Here is a 19,368-nt window from a genome sequence, read left to right as displayed (position 1 = left end):
ATGCGGGACGCAGACCGGCAGTACTTCGAGCGACTGGAAGCCGACCTGGACGAGGCGTTCGACGTCGCCGAGACCGCCCGCGAACACAGCGCCGACCCGAAGCCCGAGGTGGAGATTCCGGTCGCCAAGGACATGGCCGACCGCGTCGAGAACATCCTCGGCATCGAGGGCGTCGCCGAGCGCGTCCGTGAACTGGAAGGCGAGATGAGCAGAGAGGAGGCCGCCCTCGAACTCGCCGAGGACTTCGCGGCCGGCAACGTCGGCGACTTCGAGACCCGCGCCGGCAAGGTCGAGGGCGCCGTCCGGACGGCGGTCGCCCTGCTCACCGAGGGCGTCGTCGCGGCACCCATCGAAGGCATCGACCGCGTCGAACTGCTGGAGAACGACGACGGCACGGAGTTCGTCAACGTCTACTACGCCGGCCCCATCCGGTCCGCGGGCGGGACCGCCCAGGCGCTCTCCGTGCTCGTCGCCGACTACACCCGGACGCTCGTCGGCGTCGAGGAGTTCCAGGCCCGCGACGACGAGATAGAGCGCTACGCCGAGGAGATAAACCTCTACGACAGCGAGACGGGCCTGCAGTACTCGCCGAAGGACAAGGAGACGAAGTTCATCGCCGAGCACATGCCCATCATGCTCGACGGCGAGTCCACGGGCGACGAGGAGGTGTCCGGGTTCCGGGACCTCGAACGCGTCGACACCAACACCGCCCGCGGCGGGATGTGTCTCGTCCTCGCGGAGGGCATCGCGCTGAAGGCCCCGAAGATACAGCGCTACACCCGCAACCTCGACGAGGTGGACTGGCCGTGGCTCCAGGACCTCATCGACGGCACGATCGGAGAGGGCGGCGGTGACGAGGACGAGGTGGACGACGGCGGGGACGACGGCGAGGCGAGCGAGGCGGCGGACGACGGCGACGAACCGGCCGTCAGCGACGGCCCGCCGCGCGTGGACGAATCGGAGAAGTTCCTCCGGGACCTCATCGCCGGTCGCCCCGTCTTCACGCACCCCTGCGCGCCGGGCGGGTTCCGGCTGCACTACGGTCGGGCGCGCAACCACGGGTTCGCGACCGCGGGCGTCCACCCGGCGACGATGCACCTCGTCGACGACTTCCTCGCCGCGGGAACGCAGATAAAGACCGAACGCCCCGGCAAGGCCGCGGGCGTCGTCCCCGTCGACACCATCGAGGGTCCCACCGTACGCCTCGCGAACGGCGACGTGCGCCGCATCGACGACGCCGAGGTGGCCCTGGCGGTCCGGAACGGCGTCGAGAAGATACTCGACCTCGGCGAGTACCTCGTCAACTACGGCGAGTTCGTCGAGAACAACCACCCTCTCGCGCCGGCGTCCTACACGTTCGAGTGGTGGGTCCAGGAGTTCGAGGCGTCGGACGCCGACGTGCAGGCGATGCGGGACGACCCCGGCGTCTCCCTCGACGACCCGTCCTCCGCGGAGGCGCTCTCGTGGGCGACCGACTACGACGTACCGCTCCACCCCGACTACACCTACCTCTGGCACGACGTCTCCGTCGAGCGGTTCGCGGCGTTCGCGAGTACCGTCGAGAACGCCGAAGTTCGCGACGGCGACCTCGTCCTCCCCGACGACGAGCGGACCCGGGAGACGCTGGAGGCGCTCCTCGTCGAGCACGTCCAGGGCGAGGAGATTCGCGTCCCGGAGTGGCGACTGCTCGTTCGCTCGTTGGGGTTCGACGCCGACCTGGAGCGAACGTGGGGCGGTCTCGCCGACCTCTCTCCGGAGGTCCGTGCGTGGGGCGACGAGAACGGCGACAACGCCGTGAAGGCCGTCAACGAGGTCGCGCCGTTCGAGGTCAGAGAGCGCGCGCCGACCCGCATCGGCAACCGGATGGGCCGTCCGGAGAAGTCCGAGAAGCGCGAACTCAGCCCGGCGGTCCACACCCTCTTCCCGCTCGGCGAGGCGGGCGGTTCGCAACGCGACGTCGCCAAGGCCGCCGGTCACACCGAGGGGATGTCGGGTACGCGCGGCGAGGTCGAGACGCAGGTCGGCCGCCGCGAGTGCGAGGACTGTGGCAACCACACCTTCCGGACGCGCTGTCCCGACTGCGACGGCAACACCTTCCCGCACTACGAGTGTCCGGAGTGCGGCACGGAGGTCGAACCGGACCAGTCCGGCCGCGCGGAGTGTCCGCGCTGCGAAGTCGAGGCGACCAGCGTCGAGACCCGGACCATCAACGTCAACGACGAGTACCGCGACGCCCTCGAATCGGTCGGCGAGCGCGAGAACGCCTTCGACGTGCTGAAAGGCGTCAAGGGTCTCTCGTCGTCGCACAGGACCCCCGAACCCATCGAGAAGGGCGTCCTCCGGGCGAAACACGGCGTCTCGGCGTTCAAGGACGGGACCGTCCGCTACGACATGACCGACCTGCCGGTGACCGCCGTCCGGGCGGAGGAACTGGACGTCACGGCCGACCAGTTGCGGGGCCTGGGGTACGAGACGGACGTTCACGGCGACCCCCTGCGTCACGACGACCAGCTGGTCGAACTCAAGGTACAGGACGTGGTCCTCTCGGACGGCGCGGCCGAACACCTCCTGAAGACCGCCGACTTCGTCGACGAACTGCTGGAGGACTACTACGGCCTCGATTCGTTCTACGACCTGGCGGAGCGCCAGGACCTCGTCGGTGAACTCGTCTTCGGCATGGCGCCCCACACCTCCGCCGCGGTCGTCGGTCGCATCGTCGGCTTCACGAGCGCCGCCGTAGGCTACGCGCACCCTTATTTTCATGCAGCGAAGCGTCGGAACTGCTTCCATCCAGAGACGAAGGTCTGGTACGAGGACGACGCCGGGACGTGGCACCACGACGAGATTCAGCGACTGGTCGAGGAACGACTCGACGACCCGCGGACGGACGACTTCGGGGCCCTCGTGACGGAACTCGATGGCAACGTGCGCGTCCCCTCGATAGACGAGGACGGCGACCGCGTCCTGAAGCCGGTCGATGCGGTCTCGAAGCACCCCGCTCCGGACCACATGCTGACGATAGAGACACGGAGCGGCCGCGAGCTGATGGTGACTCCGGACCACTCGATGCGGCGGTGGACGCCTGCTGGCGTGGAGGAGGTCGACGCACGCGAACTCGAATCCGGTGACGAGATTCCGTCTCCGAAAGACGTCGAGTTCGAGGGCAAATGCACGGAAATCGACCTTCTCGAAGAATTCCTGTCGACGGATTCCATCCCGAACGACGACCTCGTGATTCGCGGTCTCGGTGGTGACCGGATTCGGAATCTCTTCGATTCGGCGACCGACGGCGAAGGGTACCTGCAACCGGTTGCGGAGCGACTCGGCAGGAGCGACTCTTCGGTCTACAACTGGGTCAACCGTGATAGCGTCCCGGCGTCCATCTTCGTCACCCTCTTCGGAGAACAGGAGACCGTCGAGACGCTACCAGAGAACGTGACGCTCGGCATCCGTCGCGACACCGCATCTGTCAGCCGCGTACTCGAAGTCGACCGAGATATGGCGAAGGTCCTCGGCTACTACGCTGCCGAAGGGTTCACTCGCCGTGAAGCGAGCGAGTTCTACCAGACGACTATCTGTACGCCCGACGAGAAACCCAGACAACATATCGTCGAAACCATCGAACGCAAATTGTCGGTGACCCCGTACGAGGAGAACGAGTGGAAGATAACTGCGTCGAGTCGGCTGGTCGCCGCGCTCTTCAGCGACGTCCTCGACGCTGGTACGACTTCGGAGACGAAGCGCATCCCGGACTGCGTTGTGAACGCCCCGAGACCGGTCCTGCGCGAGTTCCTCCGTGCATACTTCAGTGGCGACGGGAGTGCGTCGACCGACAGAATCGAAGTCCGGGCCCACACCGTGAGCGACGAGTTGAAAGAGGACTTGGTCGCCGCGCTGAAGCGGTTCGGCGTCGCCTGCAAGACGTACACCGAGACTCGTCGTCCGTCGACCGGGGCTGTCACCGAGTTCCACGGCGACGAACCGGTTCCCGAGTTCGAGTCGTGGGTCCTCAAGGTGACGTCGGAGAACGCCGTCCAGTTCGCCGACGCGATCGGGTTCGACCTCGACAGGAAATCCGAGACGCTCGCGGACGCCCTCGACTCGACGCCGGTCCGCTCGCAGCGCCTCTTCGGCGACGGCGGCGACCTCTGGCTGGACGAGGTGGAGTCCATCGAGGTGGTCGAGAGCGACTTGGAGCACACCTATAGTCTCACCGTCGCCGACACCCACACGCTCGTGGCGAACGACCTCTTCGTCGGCCAGTGCGACGGGGACGAGGACTGCGTCATGCTGCTGATGGACGGATTGTTGAACTTCAGCAAGGAGTTCCTCCCCGACCAGCGCGGCGGGCAGATGGACGCCCCGCTCGTCATGTCCTCGCGCATCGACCCGAGCGAGATAGACGACGAGGCGCACAACATGGACATCGTGGACGAGTACCCCCGCGAGTTCTACGAGGCGACCCGCGAGATGGCCGACCCGGGGGAGGTCGAGGACGTGATGACCATCGCCGAGGAGACGCTCGGCACGGACCGCGAGTACACCGGCTTCCGGCACACCCACGACACGACCGACATCGCGCTCGGACCGGACCTGTCGGCGTACAAGACGCTGGGGTCGATGATGGACAAGATGGACGCCCAGCTGGAGCTCTCCCGGAAGCTCCGCGCGGTCGACGAGACGGACGTCGCCGAGCGCGTCATCGAGTACCACTTCCTGCCGGACCTCATCGGCAACCTGCGGGCGTTCTCGCGCCAGGAGACGCGGTGTCTCGACTGCGGCGAGAAGTACCGTCGGATGCCCCTGACCGGCGACTGCCGGGAGTGCGGCGGCGACGTGAACCTCACCGTCCACCGCGGTTCCGTGAACAAGTACATGGACACCGCCATCCAGGTCGCCGACGAGTACGGCGCTCGCGACTACACGAAACAGCGCCTGGAGATGCTGGACCGCTCGCTGGAGAGCGTCTTCGAGAACGACAAAAACAAGCAGTCCGGCATCGCGGACTTCATGTAACCTGACGCGAGCGCGAAGTTCGAGCGGTTTCGCTTCCCGTTTTGCGAGGCACTGTACGACGTCCCCGACCAGCGAGGGCGCGACGACATCCGACGGCGTGACGCGGCGGTCGCAGCGCGACGAGAATCGACGGGAGACCGCTGCTTATCTGTGTGGATAGAGCAACCATTAGACGTGGGCATACTCCACAAGAGCGAGCGGTCCGACGTCCCGAACGCACGTACTCTGTCGTCACCGACGGTGGTGTGAGGACGCCGACGCGCCGCCGTATTTCCTGGGAGTTGCTAGCACGGAACTCGGCGAGTAGCGGCGGTGAGGCCCGGCAAAAGACTGTTTACAACAGTTGCAACGGTGGGAGAACGGGGAACAACGAGTATACCACACAGATAACTAATACGGGTCCATGTGACGGTGGCATCGATGGCGGCAGACAAGCGAAAACGGACCAAGACGAGTCGTCGCTCGTACCTCAAGCTTACGGGCGCAGCCACACTTTCGACGGCCTTCGCCGGCACTGGCGCTGCGGCTTCGTCCGACCTCGAAGACCAGTACGGGACGGTCATCGATGTCACGGACGAAGGCGCAGACCCCGACGGCAACGAATCGATCACGCCGATTATCGAGAGACTCGCGGAGGACGACACCCTGCTGAAGTTCCCCGCTGGCGAGTACTACGTCGACAAGCGGATCCGCGTCACCGGTTGCAACAACCTCGGGATAGTCGGCGACGGCGCGACGCTCGTCCCGGCGCCGTTCGACGAGTTCGACGATAGCGGTGACTGGAACTACAACCTGTTCCGGCTCGGCGTCGGCTACGACCCGGTCACGGACCTGCGCTTCGAGAACTTCACCGTCGACATGACCGCTGACGACACGGGCGTACGGGTCATCGACGCGACTGCCGACGACGGGCTGGTCGTCCGCGACATCGACGTTGTCGGTCGTCACGACAGCGGCGCGTGGGGCCCCGGCCGATTCGACATCACCGAACCCGACGGCTCCGGCATCGTCGAACGATTTACCGCGCCCGACGGCGCGGAACCGGTGGAGAACGCGCCGGGCGACAAGCTCGAGTGGGGACCGACCGGCATCATCTGTAACACCAACAAGGGGACGATGACGTTCCGCGACTGCGTCCTCGGGTCGTTCCCGGACAACGGGCTGTACGCCACCGACGGTACCGGGTCGATTCAGGTCGAAGGCGGTCGCTTCGAGAACAGCTTCGGCGCGAACGTCCGCGTCGGTGGCAACGACAGCTACGTCCACGACGCCACCATCGTCGTCGACCAGTCGGACGGGTCCGACCGGTCCCAGCTGGGTCTCAAGTTCGAGAACGGCGAGATGCTCGTGGCGGAGAACGTCGACGTCCGCGCGAACGTCCCCGCCAACCACGCCGTCGTTATCGACTCCAACGCCGACAGGAGCCACATCAACGACAGCACCATTACGGTACAGACCGACGAGACGACGTACGCCGTCTTCGTCAAGTCCGGCTCCGGTCGGGCGTTCGTCCAGCGGTGCGACATCACTCACGAAGCAGGCGGCGGCGCGGCGGTGAAGATCAACGAGGGCGGCGGTGGCGTGAAACTGTGGGACACCACCGTCACCGGACAGGCACCGGCCGCGGGCACGTACAGCGCAATATACAACGAGCGCGACGACGGCCTGTTCCTCGACCTCTCCGTCGACCACGGCAACGACTCGGGACGCCACGGGCTGTACAACGTCGGCTCGAACTGCACCGTCCGCGGCGGCGCGTACGTCTCCCAGAGCCACGCCGTCGTCGAGGGCGGCGACGGTACGCTCATCGACGGCATCACCGCTCGCACGCGGAGCGACGCATCTGGCCTGCAAATCACCGAGTCCGCGGGGAGCGTCACCGTCAGGGACAGCCAGATAGAGGACGGTATCAGAGACGACAGATAGGACGACTTCGGCGGCCGAGTTTTTCCTACTTTGCTCCCTTCTCCGACGCCAACCGTCCCGTTTATACCGCTCCGCGAACCCATCCCGGGTAATGACGAACGAGGAACTCATCGCGGCGCTACGGGACGCGGACGCGGTCAGGTTCGGCGAGTTCGAACTCTCGCACGGCGGTACCAGCGACTACTACGTCGACAAGTACCTCTTCGAAACCGACCCCCACTGTCTCGAACTCGTCGCGGAGGCGTTCGCCGAACGCCTCGCCGACCTCGGCGCGAGCGAGACGAAGCTCGCGGGCGTGGCGCTGGGCGCGGTCCCGCTCGTGGCCGTGACGAGCGTCGAGACCGGCAGCCCCTACGTCATCGCGCGCAAGCAGCAGAAGGAGTACGGCACCGCGAACCTCATCGAGGGTCGACTCGACGAGGGCGAGGAGGTCGTCGTCCTCGAAGACATCGCCACGACGGGCCAGAGTGCGGTCGACGCAGTGGCGGCGCTCCGGGACGCCGGGGCGGTGGTGAACCGCGTGCTGGTGGTCGTCGACCGCGAGGAGGGCGGCCGGGAGAACCTCGCCGAGCACGACGTGGAACTGGAGGCGCTGCTTTCCGCCTCCGAACTGCTGGCCGACGAGTCGAGCGAGTAAGAAGGCCCCGGGGGAGCGCAACCGTTTTGCCCGGATGCCGATAGGCTCCGGACAGATGGTCTCCCGCCCCGCCGACTACTGTCCCTATTGTGGCACGGAACTGACGACGACCGACGTCGAGGGAAACGAACACTTCCTCTGTCGCGACTGCGACCGCGTCGTCTGGCACAACCCGGTCCCCTGCGCGAGCGTCGCGGTCGTAGACGACGACGCGGTGTTGCTCGTCCGACGCGCCGCCGAACCCGGGGTCGGCGACTGGACGGTCCCCGGCGGCCACCTTGAGCGCGCCGAACCCCCGGCCGTGGGCGCGGCCCGCGAACTCGAGGAGGAGAGCGGCCTGTCGGTCGCGCCCGACGACCTCTCGCTGTTCGACGCTCGGAGTCTCGACCCCCACGACGGCAAGCACGTCGTCTCCATCGGGTTCGTCGTCGCTCGCGAGCGAACGACCGGCAGCGTCACCGCGGGGTCGGACGCCAGCGACGCCCGGTTCTGGACGCCGACGGCGCTCGACCGGGCAGACGAACCGTTCCGGGAGCGCCAGCGCGAGCGCTTCGAGTCGGCTCCGGACGCCCTGTAGCGAGCGCCGGGGGCCGGTCAGCGCTCCGGATGGGTCGGCGCGTCGAACCCGCCGCGGACGAGGGGTTTCGCGACGTGTCGCCGCGCTTCCGGCGGCACCTCGTACCAGCCGACGTCGAGGTCGCGCTCGACCGTCCGCTCGACCTTCCCGTCCGCCGTCGTCCTGCAGTCCCGGCAGCGGTAACCCTGGTTCGCTCCGGCGCTCTTCATCGAGCGCCCGCAGTCGGGGCAGTCCGGCGTGGCGCGCTCGGTCGCGTCGAGGTCCCGGACCGCGAACTTCTCCAGTTTGAGCGTCCCCGAGGAGACCTCGCCGCAGACCGTCACGCGGTCGCCGGGCCGGAGCGCCCGGACGCGGTCGCGGAAGCGCTTCGTCGGCTCGAAGGCGGCACAGCGGAGTTCGTCGTCTCCATCGGCCAGTCGGAAGAAGACGTGGCCGCCGCGGCGCGTCTCGGGAGCGGTGGCGACCGTCCCGTCGACGCGGTACGCACCACCGTCCGCGACCGCCGCGAGCGAGGCGTCCCGGAGGTGGGCGTCCGTGCCCTGGTTCGTCACGAACAGGGCGGTGCGCTCGACAGGTTCGCTCTCGACGCGCTCGGCGACGCCTCGAACTGCGTCCGGGTCGTCGCCCCGGATGCCGTGGAGGATGGGGCCGGGCGCGTGGGGGACACAGACCGCCTCGCCGGAACCGCGGTCCACGGTGTCCCACGCGAGGGGGTAGGCGTCGTCGGCCGCCGCGAACAGCGACTCCCGGTCGACCTCGCGGAGCGTCCCCCGGCGCTCCGGTTCGCGGTAGGAGATGTGCTCGTAGGTCCACTCAGCGAAGGCGGCCCACGCGCCCACGGCGGCGAGCGCGCCGATCTTCCCGCGGCCGTTCTTCCAGCCCGCGTGGCGGTAGCCCGCCGCCTCGATGCGGCGTTCGGCCGCCTCCCGCGAGAGCAGGTCCCGGACGGCATCGCGAGCGAAGTTGGCGACCGCGTCGGGGGCGGCCTCGGGTGCGTGGTCGGCGACGACCAGTCCAGGGTTCGTCCGGGGGTCGTCCGTCTCCGCAGCGGCGGCGAGTTCCTCGCGGGCGAGGGCGAAGGCCGTCTCGGCGTCGACGTCGGTGTGAACCGCGAGCGCGGCGTTCCCCCGCGTCTTGTGCTCGACGGCGGGGTTCAGGCGGACCAGCAGCAGGCGCTCCACCTCGCCGCCGGCCGCGCGCAGTCGCTCTGCGACCCGGGTAGCGAGGTAGGTCGTGCACATCCCGCGCTCGCGGGAGTCGGTGTCGTCGACGCCGATTACGGTCACGGTGGGTCGTAGCGGTGTGGCGAACTAACGGCTTTCGGACCCTCAACGATATATGAAACTGTCCCCGCCAAGGCCTGGAATCGCAAGCAGGCGGAAGTCCCGCCCGGCGCAACGTATTTATATCGGAACCACTTACTTTTCACCATGTCTCGCTCCGCACTGGTCGGAAACGTGACCGCGATGCTCGAAGACGCGGGTTTCGTGGTCAGCGACCGGTGTGCCGTTCGGCCCAAGAGCTTCGACGTCGCGGCGCGTCGCGGGCCGGACCTGCTGCTGTTGAAGATTCTCGGCAACGTCGACGCGTTCGACGCCGAGACAGGAATGGAGATGCGACGACTTGGGACGTATCTCGACGGCACGCCAGTCGTCGTCGGTCTGCGGACCCGCGACCAGGACCTCGAACCGGGCGTAGTGTACTTCCGACACGGCGTCCCGGTGCTGTCGCCCGATACGGCCATGGACCTCTTCGTCGAGGGAATCCCGCCGCTGGTGTACGCAGCGCCGGGCGGCCTCTACGTCAACATCGACGGCGAGATACTGAAAGACGAACGCGAGGAACGCGGCTGGAGCCTCGGCCAACTCGCGTCCGAACTCGGCGTCTCCCGTCGCACCGTCTCGAAGTACGAGGACGGGATGAACGCCAGCGTCGAAGTGGCGCTCGAACTCGAAGAGATGTTCGAGCGCGACCTCACCAGCCCGGTGGACGTGCTCGAGGGCGCGGACGAGGTCAACGACGAACCCGACCCCGACGAACCGGATGCCCAGCCGGACGACGAGCACATGGTGACGGTGCTCACCCGCGTCGGGTTCACCGTCCACCCGACGACGCGAGCGCCGTTCAAGACCGTCAGCGAGGACGACCGCGAGGACCGCGTCCTCACCAGCCACTCGACGTTCAACGAGACGGCCGAGAAGCGCGCCCGCATCATGAGTTCGATAAGCCGCGTCGCGAGGACGCACTCGGTCTACTTCGTCGACGAGACGCGCCGCGAGACCGTCGAGGGAACGGCGCTGGTCGAGCGCGAGGAGGTCGAAGACATCGACGACGCCGACGAACTCCAGAAGATCATCCGGGAACGCGCCAAAGCGTAATCCGCCCGTCGTCGACGGCCATCTTTCTCTCACCCGCCAGAAACAGAACTGCGTCGTCGCTCCTCTCCTTCCTTCTAGCCCTCTCCGCCTTCGCCGCCTTCACCACCTTCTCCACCTTCGCCACCGCCACCTTCACCGCCTTCGCCGCCTTCGCCACCTTCTCCACCTTCGCCACCGCCACCTTCACCGCCTTCTCCACCCTCGCCTCCGCCGGGGAAGGAACAGCCTGCTAGTCCGGCAATCGAGAGGCTAGCGAGGTACGAGAATCGTCGGCGAGTGGTGCGTACCATGAACGAGGCGACGCGCGGCACGCACCTAAAGAGGGTGGCCGACGGGGGGTAGTCACCCGAACTGTACGGGAGACGGAGGCACCAGGGTCACACGGCGTGGTCGTGTTCGGCGAGCGATACTGTCTGGCGAGCGGTACGGTCGTTTGGCGGACGATGCTGGCTGCAGTCTCGCGGAACCAACGTTTCGTCGTACCCGATTCGACGCGATTGTTTCAGTTATCTCTACGCGTTAATATCTGAATCGCTTTTAACCCTCGCGCTGGCCGTACGTCTCTTCGAGGTACGCGACGATGTCGTCGCTCTCGGGCATCCCGTCGACGCCGTGGTCGTGGTCCACCAGCACCGGGACCCCCGTCTGGCCGCTTATCTCCTCGACTTCGGTCCGCTCTCCGTGCGCACGCGGAACGAAGTGGGAGTCGTACTCCAGGCCGAGTTCGTCGAGTTTGTCCGTGACCTTCGTGCAGAACGGACACCCTTCGAGTTCGTACAGTTCGATGCTTGACACACCGTGCGATAGGGAACAGCGAGACAAGAGTGTGATGGTGTCGACAGACGCCGCTCCCGAACCCCCGACCGTTCGACGCGGGCGGTCGAGAGTCGTACGTTCGACAGCAGCCGAACTTGCAACTGGTTTATGTTCCTGCAATGGATTGGTAGGCGTAAAATGTCCTCGTGGAAGCGCGACGCGGCGAGCGGTCTCATCGTGCTGGCCCCCCTGCTCGTCACGGCCTACATCGTCGCCTGGTTGTACTTTCAGATAGCAAAGATACCGTTCCCGGCCGAGCTGAAGAGCTACCAGCGGGTTCTGATCACGCTGGTCGTGTTCACGACGCTCGTGTTCAGCGTCGGCTACCTGATGCGGACGACCGTCGGGAGTTTCGTCGAGAACACCATCGACGGCATGATGAATCGGCTTCCCGGCCTCCGGGTGGTGTACAACGCTTCGAAGATGGCCGCCGAGACGGCGCTCTCGGACACTAACCAGCTCCAGAAACCCGTCAAGCTCGAGACGTGGAACGGCCTCCGGATGACCGCGTTCAAGACCGGGAAGATGACTGACGACGGCCGCGAGGTGCTCTTTCTTCCGACCGCGCCGAACATCACGACGGGATTCGTCATCGAGGTCGAACCGGACCAGTTCACCGAGACGGACGAGAGCGTCGAGGACGCGCTGACGCGCATCCTCAGCGCCGGATTCGGTGAGAACAACGACAGCGGCATCCACATCGACGTGCGAGAGGAGGGCGACGAGAACCGCCGTGAGACGCCGCCGCCGACGTGATTCGAGGGCCCGTCGTCGTCCGCCGACGGTTGTCACGCCGACGATTCCGCCGTAACTACCACACTTTTGAGGCGTCCGACCGTTGTACCCGTATGGAGTGTCCCGAATGCGGCGACGAAGCGCTCCCGTTCGTCGTCCCGCCCGAACTCCGCGAACACGTTCCGTCGTCACCGGAGTCGGTGGCCATCTGCCCCACATGTCTCTCCCTCGAACCGTCCGAGGACGGAGGCACCGAACTCACCGACTTCTCGACGGTCAGCGACGTCCTCCCCGACGACCGCGAGACGGCGGCCGCGATGGTGCTCGCGACGGCGCTCATGTCGTCGCTCGCGCGCAACCGCCGGCACATCGAGGCCCTGTTCGACCACGTCGAGGCGACCGGGGTCGACCCGCTGCTCGTGCTCGACCGTCTCGCCGACGACCCCGACCTCCGACCGCCGTTCAACATCGACCAGCGGCGAGAGCAGTTACTCCAGTTGCGCGACTGACGGAGAAGCCGTCGAGAGGAGAAGCGACGAACGGAGACGGGCCGTCTAGACGCCGGTGGAGTACCGCAGGATGCCGGCGACGCCGCCGAAGGCGTTCAGAAGCTGTTCACCCTTCTCGAAGTCCGTGGAGATGAACTTGGTCTCGGTGCCGCGCTGGTCGGCGATGTTCATCAGGTACTCGATGGCGTCCTCGCGCTCCTCGGCTTCGACGCTCGACCCGTCCTCGCAGGTGTGTTCCGGGGTGTCGGCGCGTCGGTCGACGAACTCGTACTCCTCCTTGTCGCCGCAGTCGTAGACGACCACGTCCTTGCGGAGGTCCTCGGAGATGAGCAGGCGGTCGACCGACCCCATCACGAGGTTCTTCCGGGTCGGATCGAACCCGTAGGTCGCGAGACCGCCCTCGTTGAGTTCCTTGAAGAACTCCTCCATCTCGGACTTGTCCTTCATCACCTCGGCGTCCGCGAGCACCTCCTGGGCGGCGTCGACGAGGTCGTAGAGGCCGGACTCGTCGGTGTAGGCGACGTCGAACTTGCCGAGCACCATGTCCTGGAGCTCGTGGTGGAGGTAGTCGCCGTCGAGGAACTCGTCTTTCGTCGGGGAGGGACCGCCGACGAGCACCCCGTCCAGGTCGTGGCGCTCGGGAACGAACAGGTCGTTGGCCATCCCCGCGACCTCCTGGTAGAAGTTGTCGATGGCTTCGAGGCGCAGGCGGGCGAAACGCTGGGCGGACTGACCACCTTTGCGCTGTTTGCCCGGCACGAGCGAGGAGGCGGACTTGACGGGTTCGACGCGCTTGCCCTTCAGCCAGCCGACGTTGGCCTCGCGGCGGTCGAGGACGACGAGACCGTACAGCCCCTTGTCCCCGAGCATCTCCTCCAGCGGTTCCGTGAGGAACGCCGAGTCGCAGTGGTAGCGGAACGACTGGATGGGCTCCGGCGGGTCCTCCAGCACCTTTGTTATCATGTCGGTCTGGCCGCCGCCGGTGTCGATGGCCCCGCTGAAGATGACCAGGCCGTTGTCCGGCGGATACGTGTCGTAGTAGCGCAACCGGTCCTTGATGGAGGTCAGCGCGTCCTGCACGTTCGTCCGCGTCTGCTTGGACTTGATGTTGCTCGCCTCGCTGTGCTCCTGGGTGACGTGCTGAACGACGCTACTTATCTGTTTGTCCGGCGGGATGTAGATGGTGACGAGCTGGGTCCCCGAGCCCTCGTACTCGCGGAGGTCCTCGATGACCTTCTGGAACTCGTACTTTTTCCTGTCGGACGGTTCGCCCTCCTCCTGCTGGCTCATTACCCACAACTAGCCGCTCCAGTCGGTAAGTAAGCTTTGACCTCGCATCCGAGAGCGTTCGGTCGAAAAACGGGACGCGAAGAAGGGAACGGTTCAGCGCCGGTACGCGATGGCGAACACCGCACCCAGCACGAGGCCGTACAGCAGGTGGCCGCCGAGGCTCGCGACGTCGAGGTTCGGCACGGCGGGAGCGTCGAGTCCGACGGCGCCCATCCAGAGCGGCATCACGACGGCCGCGGCGACGAACCACAGCACCGCGCCGTACGCCGCGCCGAGACCGACGTCGGCGGACACGTCGCCGGCGTACCTCCGGAGACCGGTTCCGGTGAGGAGGCCGGCGAACACGAGCGCGAAGACGACGCTGTTGAAGAGGTGCGCGACCCACCCCCACGCGAGACCCTCGAGACCGTACAGCGACGCGACCACCGGTAACATCCCCATCGACTGGAGGAGTCCGCCGAACGCGACGCCACCGACGACGCCGGCGACGACCGCGCTGGACATCGCCCGGCGGTTGACGAACTCGCGTCCGCGTACTATTTCTGTGGACGATTCTACGGACGACTCTTCGGTTGTTTGTGCCATGAGCTATATACGTCACGGCCGAACGTATAACTTTCCGCAGATAACAGACAGAACGGCGGGATAGAGGCCACAGAAGTCACTATTTCAGGAGATTAGGAAATGGCGGGAGTTACGTATTTTCCGGGTTAGAGCTATCCCCAGCGACGGTCGCGGCCCCGGTTCGACGACGCCGACTCAGGTTCCGAGACGGCGCTCTGGCCGTCCGTGGCGACGTGGGTCGCGGGCTTCGACGTTTGCGGTGGGAGTGCTCGAACAACTGAACACTCCCCGTTCGATGTTTCGAAAACGTTTACCACCTGAACGGGAAAGCAAACAACTATGAAGGTTCTGGTAACGGTGAAGGAAGTCGCCGAACTCGCGGACGACTTCGAGATCGAGGGGACCGAGGTGGCCGACCGCTACCTCGAGTACGACCTGAACGAGTGGGACGACTACGCCGTCGAAGAGGGCGTCCAGTTGAGCGAGGAGGGCGTCGCCGACGAGGTCGTGGCCGTCACCATCGGTCCCGAACGCTCCGAGGAGACCATCCGAATGGCGCTCGCGAAGGGGGCTGACCGCGCGGTCCGCATCTGGGACGACTCGCTCGAGCAGACCGACCTGATCGACGTCGAGACCAAGGCCGACATCTTCGCCGCCGTCGTCGAAGAGGAGGACCCCGACCTCGTGCTGACCGGCGTCCAGGCGGGCGACGACGCCTTCGGCGCGACCGGCGTCGCGCTGGCCGACTCCATCGACTACGAGTGGGCGGCCGTCGTGAACAGCCTCGACCTGGACGCGGACGAGGGCGTCGCGCACGTCCACCGCGAACTAGAGGGCGGCGTCGAGGAACTCACCGACGTCGAACTGCCGGCCGTGCTCACCATCCAGACCGGTATCAACGAACCGCGGTACGCCAGCCTGCGCGGCATCCGGCAGGCCCAGAGCAAGGAGATAGCGCCGAAGAGCCTCGACGACCTCGGTCTCGACGGCGAGGCTGTCGAGAGCGACCTGGCCCTGACGGCCATGTACGAACCCGAGAGCGAGAGCGACGCCCAGATATTCGAGGGGAGCGCCGAGGAGACCGCCGGGAAACTCGCTGACATTCTCCGCGAGAAGGGGGTGGCAGAATGACCGCCGTTCTCGCCGTCGCCGACCACCGCCGTGGCGAACTGCGCGACGAGAGCTTCGAGGTCGTCTCCGCTGGCCGCGACCTGGCCGCCGACATCGGCGGCGACCTTCACGTCGCCGTCGTCTCCGGCGAGGTGGAGTCGTTCGCCGACTCCCTGAACCGCGAGGGCGTCGACCACGTCCACACGGTCGACTACGGCGAGGAGTTCAACCACGACATCTACGTGCAGGCCGTCGAGGCGCTGTACGCCGACCTCGACCCGACCGTCGTCCTGACGCCCAACAGCGTCAACGGCCTGGACTACGCGCCCGCCGTGGCGAACGCGCTGGACCTCCCGGTGGTCACCGACGTCGTCGACGTCGAGTACGACGACACGCTCGTCGCCACCCGCGAGATGTACGGTTCGAAGGTCGAGACGACCATTGAGGTCGACGGCGACAGCTTCGTCGTCACGACCCGGGGCGGCGAGTGGCCGCAGGCCGAGGGCGTCGGCGAGGCCGAAATCTCGTCGTTCGACTTCGAACCGGACGAGTCGGCCGTCCGCTCGACCGTCACCGGCTTCGAGGAGGTCGGCGGCGGCGACGTCGACATCAGCGAGGCCGACTTCCTCGTCAGCATCGGCCGCGGTATCGAGGAGGAGGAGAACCTCTCGCTCATCGAGGACCTCGCCGAGGCGACGGACGCGACGCTGTCCTCCTCGCGTCCCATCGTCGACAACGGCTGGCTGCCGAAGAACCGGCAGGTCGGCCAGTCCGGCAAGGTCGTCACGCCGGACGTCTACCTCGCCATCGGTATCTCCGGCGCGGTCCAGCACGTCGCCGGGATGAAGGGCAGCGACACCATCGTCGCCATCAACACCGACCCGAACGCCCCCATCTTCGACATCGCCGACTACGGCATCGTCGGCGACCTGTTCGAGGTCGTGCCGGAACTCATCGACGAGTTCCAGTGAGGTTCCTCGTCCCCGAGTGAGGAACCCGAAGAGCGGGTTTTTTCGTCCTGTATCTCGCGCTGAGAGCCGTAGCGACGCTCGGAACCCGTCACGTATTTGCGTCCCCCGTCCCGAGGCTTCGACGAATGGAGTACCTCGAGGCCCGGCGGAAGCTCGTCGAGGACCGTCTGGAGACGGTCGTCGACCGAGTCGAGCCTGCGGAACTCTCCGACCGGCTGGCACACACCGCGCTCTCCGGGGGCAAGCGCGTGCGGCCGACGGTGGCGATGCTCGTCTGCGAGGCGGCGGGCGGCGACGCCGAGGACGCCGTCGACTTCGGCGTCGGCATCGAACTCGTCCACGACGCCTCGCTCGTCGTCGACGACATCATCGACCGCTCGGACGTGCGCCGCGGCACGAACAGCGCGTGGGCGGAGTACGGCTACGGCCCCGCCATCGTCGGCAGCGACGGCATGCTCGGCGAGGCGTTCGGCCTGTTCTCGCCGGACCCGCGCGCGATGGAGGTGGTCGCCGAGGCGATGGTCGAACTCGGGCAGGGCGAGGCGTCGGAACTCGTCGACCGACCGACGAACCAGACCGAGTACATGGAACTGGCCCGCCGGAAGACAGGTGCGCTCTTTCGCGCCGCCGCGGAACTCGGGGCGATAGCCGCCGACGCCGACGCCGCCACGATAGAGGCGTTCGGCGAGTACGCGGAGAAGGTCGGGGTCGCCTTCCAGATACGGGACGACGTGCTCGACGCCACGGCGGACCCCGCCGAACTCGGGAAGCCGACAGGCCAGGACGCCGAGGTCGGCCGACCGTCGGTCGTCGAGGTGACCGACCTCGACGCCGAGGAGGCGAACGAACTGGCCCACGAACAGTCCGACGCGGCGCTCGCCGCATTGGACCGCGTCGACGTCTCCGACTCGGAGGCGGTGGACCTGCTGCGGGACTTCGCGGCGTTCGTCGTCACGCGAGAACGCTGACGGTCGACTCTCCTCAACTCACGCGCGCCTGGCCCGACCGCGAGAACCGCGACTCGGCGATGGCGAACACGAGCGTACTGATAAGCCCGAGCAGCGTGCCCGCCGTCAACATCCCGGCGAGGTACTCGAGCGACACCTCGTTGAGGAAGTAGGCGCTGACCGCGTGGAGCACGCCGCCGATGGCGAGCACGTAGAACGGCGCGTTGAGGTAGCGCCACCGGAACTGGTCGGCGAGGTACTCGTCGGTGATCTGGCCGAGGCTCGACGTGATGCCGGCCGCGGTGAACCACGTGACGGCGCCGTATATCAGCGACGCCAGCACCCGTATCGCGCCGATGTCGCCGCTGTAGTGGTTCTGGACCGACTCCAGGGTTTCGACGCCGCTGACGCCGCCGACGACCAGCAGCGCGGCGGCGACGACATAGGTGATGAGCGTCACCCGGCCGGCGTACAGTCCGTTCCGGGCCGTCTCCGCGAGGCGGTCGAACGTCCGCTCCAGGCCGAGGCCACGGAAGAGGGCGTACAGCCCCAGCAGTGCGGAAGTACCGCCGAAGACGGTCCCCGGCAGGCCGATCCAGTCGGCGACGATGGCCAGGGGGTAGATGAGCAACAGGATGCCCAGCGGGACGAGGATGGTTCCGCGCGTCTCCGGGTCGTTGAGCACCTGCTTGATGGTGTAGTACATCGACTCCAGGTCCTGTGCCTGCCGGACGACCACCCGGCGCACGCCGTCGACGGGCACCCGCGAGCGGATGACGGGGATGACGCTCTCGTCCTGTGCGCCGTCGGTCACGATGACCGCGTTGACCTCCTCGCTGGTGGTGAGGCCCGCGAGCACGGTGTCGACCTCCTCGCCGACCTCCCGGTTCGCGCTGACGTCGTCGCCCTCGTTGCCGGTGACCACCGCCACTTCGACGCTTTCCTCGGCGTTGATGCGGTCGTACAGGTGGACGCCCTCGAAGATGACGTTCACGTCGCTGTCTTCCGGATCGGCGGTCGCCAGCGCGACGGCCGCGTCCTCGACGGCGTCCCGCCCGACGACGGGCGTGTCGAACGACGTCTTCCGTCCAAGGTCGTCGTCGAGGTCCACGCACAGGACCAGCAGCATTGCGGGCAACTACGTAGCGCGTGCTTAACTCTTTTCGGGACCGCTCGGACGGCGCTCGAAGACGCGGCGGAGACCGGACTCCGCCCGGTCCGAATCCGGGGCTTTTCGGGGGTGGGCAGCGAACCGCCGACGATGGCCGGGCAGACGTACCGGACGATAGCGGGACGCGGGGAGGCGGCGTTCGAGGTTCGCGGCTCGGAGTTCCTCGGCTACGCCGCCCCCGTCGACACCGCGTCGGCGGCCGAGGCGTTCGTCGCCGAGGTGGCCGAGCGCCATCCGGACGCGACGCACAACGTCCCCGCCTACCGGGTGCGTGCGGACCCGTTCCGGGAGTACTCCAGCGACGCGGGCGAACCGTCCGGGAGCGCGGGCAAGCCGGCGCTGAACGTCCTCCAGCAGCGCGACCTCGAGAACGTCGTCGTCGTCGTGACCCGGTACTACGGCGGGACGAACCTCGGCGTCGGCGGACTGGCGCGGTCGTACTCGCAAGCCGTCAAGGAAGCGGTCGACGACGCGGGGGTCGTCGAGGAGCGTCCCCACGAGCGCGTCACCGTCGCCGTCGAGTACGACGACTCGGGGACGGTGCGAGGGATTCTCGAAAGCGAAGGCGCGGAGTTCGACGCGGAGTACGGTGAGGACGTCCGGTTCGCCGTCCGAATTCCGGTCGAAGCGGCGGACGACCTCCGTGACCGTCTCCGCAGCGCGACGAGCGGCCGAGCCGAGATTCGAGACGGCGAGTGAGTTCCCCTCCGGTCGAGTTCCT

17 protein-coding genes are annotated in these 19,368 nt (G+C 66.9%); 11 read left to right on the top strand and 6 right to left on the bottom strand.

From position 1 onward, the window contains the following. The 4 genes from polC (at position 1) to ACRYA2_RS13155 (ending at position 8,156) form a co-directional block, all read left to right on the top strand. A complete protein-coding gene (gene polC / locus ACRYA2_RS13170; RefSeq protein ID WP_433628770.1) occupies positions 1 to 5,016 on the top strand; it encodes a DNA polymerase II large subunit in 5,016 nt (1,671 codons plus the stop codon). A gap of 420 nt (positions 5,017 to 5,436) precedes the next feature. Beyond that, the gene (locus ACRYA2_RS13165) at positions 5,437 to 6,942 is read left to right on the top strand and encodes a hypothetical protein (protein ID WP_433628768.1); all 1,506 of its coding nucleotides are present in this window, start codon (positions 5,437 to 5,439) and stop codon (positions 6,940 to 6,942) included. Between the two features lie 91 nt (positions 6,943 to 7,033). Then, on the top strand, positions 7,034 to 7,579 hold the full coding sequence (gene pyrE / locus ACRYA2_RS13160; protein ID WP_433628765.1) for an orotate phosphoribosyltransferase: 546 nt from the start codon (positions 7,034 to 7,036) through the stop codon (positions 7,577 to 7,579). Between the two features lie 55 nt (positions 7,580 to 7,634). Further along, positions 7,635 to 8,156: an NUDIX domain-containing protein gene (locus ACRYA2_RS13155; RefSeq protein WP_433628762.1), complete on the top strand. Its 522-nt coding sequence runs from the start codon at positions 7,635 to 7,637 to the stop codon at positions 8,154 to 8,156. A 17-nt stretch (positions 8,157 to 8,173) separates the two neighbouring features. Here the strand turns inward: ACRYA2_RS13155 and ACRYA2_RS13150 are convergent, their stop codons facing one another. Further along, the gene (locus tag ACRYA2_RS13150; protein WP_433628758.1) at positions 8,174 to 9,442 is read right to left on the bottom strand and encodes a TiaS agmantine-binding domain-containing protein; all 1,269 of its coding nucleotides are present in this window, start codon (positions 9,440 to 9,442) and stop codon (positions 8,174 to 8,176) included. A 144-nt stretch (positions 9,443 to 9,586) separates the two neighbouring features. Here ACRYA2_RS13150 and ACRYA2_RS13145 point away from each other — a divergent pair, with 144 nt between their 5' ends. After that, on the top strand, positions 9,587 to 10,534 hold the full coding sequence (locus tag ACRYA2_RS13145; protein ID WP_433628756.1) for a transcriptional regulator: 948 nt from the start codon (positions 9,587 to 9,589) through the stop codon (positions 10,532 to 10,534). Here ACRYA2_RS13145 and ACRYA2_RS13140 read toward each other — a convergent pair. Next, positions 10,509 to 10,733: a hypothetical protein gene (locus ACRYA2_RS13140; protein ID WP_433628754.1), complete on the bottom strand. Its 225-nt coding sequence runs from the start codon at positions 10,731 to 10,733 to the stop codon at positions 10,509 to 10,511. The two genes, ACRYA2_RS13145 and ACRYA2_RS13140, sit on opposite strands and share 26 nt — an antisense overlap. Before the next feature lie 338 nt (positions 10,734 to 11,071). Beyond that, positions 11,072 to 11,329 (bottom strand): glutathione S-transferase N-terminal domain-containing protein, encoded by a 258-nt coding sequence (locus ACRYA2_RS13135; protein WP_433628751.1) that lies wholly within the window; start codon positions 11,327 to 11,329, stop codon positions 11,072 to 11,074. A gap of 159 nt (positions 11,330 to 11,488) precedes the next feature. Between ACRYA2_RS13135 and ACRYA2_RS13130 the strand changes: the two genes are divergently transcribed. Next, positions 11,489 to 12,106: a DUF502 domain-containing protein gene (locus ACRYA2_RS13130; protein WP_433628748.1), complete on the top strand. Its 618-nt coding sequence runs from the start codon at positions 11,489 to 11,491 to the stop codon at positions 12,104 to 12,106. A 92-nt stretch (positions 12,107 to 12,198) separates the two neighbouring features. Next, complete coding sequence (locus ACRYA2_RS13125; protein WP_433628745.1) at positions 12,199 to 12,594, top strand: DUF6276 family protein; 396 nt, start codon at positions 12,199 to 12,201, stop codon at positions 12,592 to 12,594. Positions 12,595 to 12,639: 45 nt separating this feature from the next. Here ACRYA2_RS13125 and prf1 read toward each other — a convergent pair whose 3' ends face one another. Beyond that, a complete protein-coding gene (gene prf1 / locus ACRYA2_RS13120) occupies positions 12,640 to 13,884 on the bottom strand; it encodes a peptide chain release factor aRF-1 (RefSeq protein ID WP_433628743.1) in 1,245 nt (414 codons plus the stop codon). A 93-nt stretch (positions 13,885 to 13,977) separates the two neighbouring features. Next, complete coding sequence (locus tag ACRYA2_RS13115; protein ID WP_433628740.1) at positions 13,978 to 14,469, bottom strand: hypothetical protein; 492 nt, start codon at positions 14,467 to 14,469, stop codon at positions 13,978 to 13,980. A gap of 318 nt (positions 14,470 to 14,787) precedes the next feature. On the opposite strand from ACRYA2_RS13115, the gene ACRYA2_RS13110 reads away from it, so the two are divergent. The 3 genes from ACRYA2_RS13110 to ACRYA2_RS13100 all read left to right on the top strand — a co-directional run bounded on the left by ACRYA2_RS13110 (position 14,788) and on the right by ACRYA2_RS13100 (position 17,497). After that, complete coding sequence (locus ACRYA2_RS13110) at positions 14,788 to 15,579, top strand: electron transfer flavoprotein subunit beta/FixA family protein (RefSeq protein WP_433628738.1); 792 nt, start codon at positions 14,788 to 14,790, stop codon at positions 15,577 to 15,579. Next, positions 15,576 to 16,529 carry an electron transfer flavoprotein subunit alpha/FixB family protein gene (locus tag ACRYA2_RS13105; RefSeq protein ID WP_433628736.1) on the top strand — a complete coding sequence of 318 codons (954 nt, stop codon included), beginning with the start codon at positions 15,576 to 15,578 and terminating at the stop codon, positions 16,527 to 16,529. The genes ACRYA2_RS13110 and ACRYA2_RS13105 overlap by 4 nt, the downstream gene beginning before the upstream one ends. Positions 16,530 to 16,654: 125 nt before the next feature. Beyond that, a complete protein-coding gene (locus tag ACRYA2_RS13100; protein ID WP_433628734.1) occupies positions 16,655 to 17,497 on the top strand; it encodes a polyprenyl synthetase family protein in 843 nt (280 codons plus the stop codon). Positions 17,498 to 17,510: 13 nt separating this feature from the next. On the opposite strand, the gene ACRYA2_RS13095 is transcribed toward ACRYA2_RS13100, so the two are convergent. Beyond that, on the bottom strand, positions 17,511 to 18,605 hold the full coding sequence (locus ACRYA2_RS13095; RefSeq protein WP_433628732.1) for a DUF373 family protein: 1,095 nt from the start codon (positions 18,603 to 18,605) through the stop codon (positions 17,511 to 17,513). A 132-nt stretch (positions 18,606 to 18,737) separates the two neighbouring features. On the opposite strand from ACRYA2_RS13095, the gene ACRYA2_RS13090 reads away from it, so the two are divergent. Then, entirely contained in the window at positions 18,738 to 19,346 is a 609-nt protein-coding gene (locus tag ACRYA2_RS13090) for an IMPACT family protein (protein ID WP_433628729.1), read from the top strand. The last annotated feature ends 22 nt before the right edge of the window (positions 19,347 to 19,368 follow it).

It is taken from the genome of Halomicrococcus pelagicus, assembly GCF_050954125.1.
This window is presented reverse-complemented; position numbering and strand designations above follow the sequence as displayed.